Source organism: Arthrobacter sp. TB 26 (assembly GCF_000427315.1).
Taxonomy (GTDB): Bacteria; Actinomycetota; Actinomycetes; order Actinomycetales; family Micrococcaceae; genus Arthrobacter.
This window is the reverse complement of record NZ_AUPJ01000355.1, coordinates 56,112-59,070: the sequence shown is the minus strand read 5'-3', so window position 1 is coordinate 59,070 and position 2,959 is coordinate 56,112. Positions and strand designations below refer to the sequence as shown.

The window sequence follows — 2,959 nt, the reverse complement described above, 5'->3', positions numbered from 1 at the left end:
CCCGCCGATCAACAGCCCGACGAAGACAGGCCACAGCAGGTTGGAGCGGGCTCCGGCCTTCATGTCTACGGCCACCGGGGCACTGCCGTCGGCGTTCATGATCACCACGGCCCAGCTGCCGGACCGCAGGTCCCATTCGAGCTGCTGCTCCCCCGCGCCTGTGGCGGACGCGGCCCAGAAGCCCTGGTCAGCGGGCCTCGCCGGAACCCTGGCGCCGGCCACATCCCGGTACTCCACGCGGAAGGGGTTGAACCGCACCTCGGTGATCTCCGAATGGCTGACGCCGTCCAGATAGGCTGCGACGTCGCTCCGCGGCCCCACCCCGACGAAAATTTCCTTGCCGGAAACCGCCGAACCGCTCAGCATGAGACTTCCGACGACGCCAACCGGGACGGTGTCCGGCACGCCGCCCTCGGTCATGATGTCGAGGCGGGGTGTTGTCAGGGCGTAGGAGTTCGTGACATACCGTTCCGATGGCGTGGTGAAGTACCCGTTGTCGCGCTGCAGGTAGTTGGCGAAGCCCGCGGCGCCGGCGCCTGCCAGCAGACCCAGCCCGAGGAGGGCGCTGAGCGTTCCCAGCACCAGCATGACTATCCGGCCTGGTCGCATGGCCGCCGTCCTTTCAGATGACTCAGATCAGCAGACTCAACTCGTGAGTGAGGTGAGTAGGGTTCGTGCCCAGCCCTCGGCTTTCTCGATTTCGCCCTCCCGCAGCGGACCCTCGCTGCCCTTCACATAGAAGGGCATGGGTTCGGCGATGATGTCTGCCCCGCCTGCCTTCAGGGCGTGAGTGATCTTCTTGGCGGCATCGCCATGGATGAACATCCGGACCCGAGTGTCGAACGCCGCGGCTTTAACTCCCTTGAGGGAACCGTTTCCCAGGGCAGAGAGCAGCGCGGTGATCTTCGGCGTCGGGCGCCACCCGTTGATGGGGCTGCCGACCACGAGGAGGTCCCCCGCCGCGAGCGCCTCGGGCTTGAAGTCGCCGACCGGGACGGGCGTCGCCCGCAGCGCGCCCGCGATCGCCTCGGCTACCGATCTGGTGTTGCCGTACGCCGAATCGTAGACAACCAGTGCCTTCATGCCGTGATCACGACCTTGAGCGCCTTGGTTTCCGCGGCCCGGGCAAACGTGTCGTAGGCCTCCAGGAACTGGTCGAAACTGAAGTGGTGGGTGGCGAACTTTTCCGCCGGCACCTTTTTCTGGGCCACGAGTTTGAGCAGCATCGGGGTGGTGTTGGCATTGACCAGGCCCATGCTGATATTGATGTTCTGGATCCAGAGGTTTTCCACGTGCAGCTCCACGGACTTTCCGTGCACGCCGACGTTGGCCACGTTGCCGCCAGGGCGCACGATGTCCGTGCACATGCTGAAGGTCGCGGGGATGCCGACCGCCTCGATCGCCACGTCCACACCCTGCCCGTCGGTCAGCGCGAGCACCTGCTCCTTCCAGTCGGCGTCGCCGGAGAGGACGACGTCGGTGGCGCCGAACTCGCGGGACTTTTCCAGCCGGTTCGGGTCAAGGTCGACGGCGATGATGGTGGCGGCTCCGTAGAGGCCTGCAGTGGCGATGGCGGCCAGCCCGACCGGTCCGGCGCCGACGACGGCGACCGTGTCGCCCGGCTTGACGCGGCCGTACTGCACCCCGATCTCGAAGCCGGTGGGGAGGATGTCGGAGAGCATGACGGCCTGTTCGTCGGTGACGCCCGCAGGGAGAAGATGGAGGGAGTTTTCGGCGTAGGGGACGCGGACGTATTCGGCCTGGGTGCCGTCGATCAGGTGGCCGAACACCCAGCCAATGCCGGATGCCCCTTCCTCTCCCATGCAGTGCGAGTAGAGACCGGTCTTGCAGTTGGCGCAGTGGCCGCAGGACTTGATGCAGGAAATGATGACGCGGTCGCCCACCTTCAGGCTGGTGACCGAGGAGCCGACTTCGGTGATGGTTCCAACACCTTCGTGGCCCAGGATCCGGCCCTTGGTCACGGCAGGAACGTCTCCCTTGAGGATATGGAGGTCCGTGCCGCAGATCGTGGTGGTGTCCACCTTGACGATCACGTCGCTGGGATTCTGGATCTTGGGATCGGGGACGTCCGTCCAGGACTTCTCTCCGGGACCACCATAGACGAGGGCTTTCATGCGTTCTCCTTGATTCTGAGGATGGTCGGCGGATCCACGATGCGCAGCCGGCACGGTGTTTCCGAGGCGTCGATGCCGGACGACACGACTGACCTGCGGGCATGCTCGTGGAGTTCTTCAATGGCCTCGGCCGTCACGCGGGCGTGGGCAAGGTCCACAACGATTTCGTAGCCAGGAAGTTTGGCCGTCACCCGGCGGCAGACGACGTAGAGGGCCCGGATATTCGCCGGTGTGACGACTCCCCTAACGTTGACCCGCGCCGACTCCTCCATGGCGTCGATCCGGATGAGAACCCTCATCCGCGGATCCCCGTGTGAAGGGTGTGCGTAGTAGGAGGCGGCCCGGCTGCCGTGTTGCCTGTGGGTCACGGGGCATCAGAGCTCCCACGCAACCCGGAAGTGGACTCATAAGTGCAAAAATCGCTGATGACAGTCATGTTGGCTGCGGTCTCCCGCCCCACCCCCGCAGGCGCGGGAAAGAGCGGAATGCCTTTTCCTTCCCCAAGGTTCGAGCGAGACCGTACAACTGATAAGCAAGCAGTTCATCCCCCAATGGCCGTGCAGGAACCGCCCCAAATCCAGCATGGTGGGTGCGTGTTTGCGGTGCAAGGGGCGAAAGTCCCGTCTCCGGAGGGACACCCGGAACCGGCGGCCTGGGCGTACGGATTGGTGCATCCCCTTGCAGCCCCTAGCCTGTTTCCTATGCCTGAAACTCCCGAAGACGCCGTGAATGATCCCGTCCTCGCCTCGGTGCGGCTCCCCGGCGGGACGGAGCTGTACGACGTTCACGTGGCCAACGGCGTCGTTTCGCGGATCACTCCCGCC

General features: G+C 65.0%; 3 protein-coding genes and 1 pseudogene. All 4 read right to left on the bottom strand.

Annotated features, from left to right (window positions below; genetic code table 11):
* Nucleotides 1–609: pseudogene (locus tag K789_RS0113850) on the bottom strand (DUF4389 domain-containing protein); the annotation flags it as partial.
* Nucleotides 610–645: 36 nt separating this feature from the next.
* Nucleotides 646–1,083 carry a flavodoxin family protein gene (locus K789_RS0113845; protein WP_024367272.1) on the bottom strand — a complete coding sequence of 146 codons (438 nt, stop codon included), beginning with the start codon at nucleotides 1,081–1,083 and terminating at the stop codon, nucleotides 646–648.
* The gene (locus K789_RS0113840; protein WP_024367271.1) at nucleotides 1,080–2,135 is read right to left on the bottom strand and encodes a zinc-dependent alcohol dehydrogenase family protein; all 1,056 of its coding nucleotides are present in this window, start codon (nucleotides 2,133–2,135) and stop codon (nucleotides 1,080–1,082) included. Before K789_RS0113840 ends, K789_RS0113845 begins: the two co-directional genes overlap by 4 nt.
* The gene (locus K789_RS0113835) at nucleotides 2,132–2,434 is read right to left on the bottom strand and encodes a hypothetical protein (protein WP_024367270.1); all 303 of its coding nucleotides are present in this window, start codon (nucleotides 2,432–2,434) and stop codon (nucleotides 2,132–2,134) included. Before K789_RS0113835 ends, K789_RS0113840 begins: the two co-directional genes overlap by 4 nt.
* Nucleotides 2,435–2,959 lie beyond the last annotated feature (525 nt).

Bases quoted from the DNA above. Each gene is read 5' to 3' on its own strand.
- K789_RS0113840 (WP_024367271.1), bottom strand. From the start codon at position 2,135: ATGAAAGCCCTCGTCTATGGTGGTCCCGGAGAGAAGTCCTGGACGGAC.
- K789_RS0113835 (WP_024367270.1), bottom strand. From the start codon at position 2,434: ATGAGGGTTCTCATCCGGATCGACGCCATGGAGGAGTCGGCGCGGGTC.
- K789_RS0113845 (WP_024367272.1), bottom strand. From the start codon at position 1,083: ATGAAGGCACTGGTTGTCTACGATTCGGCGTACGGCAACACCAGATCG.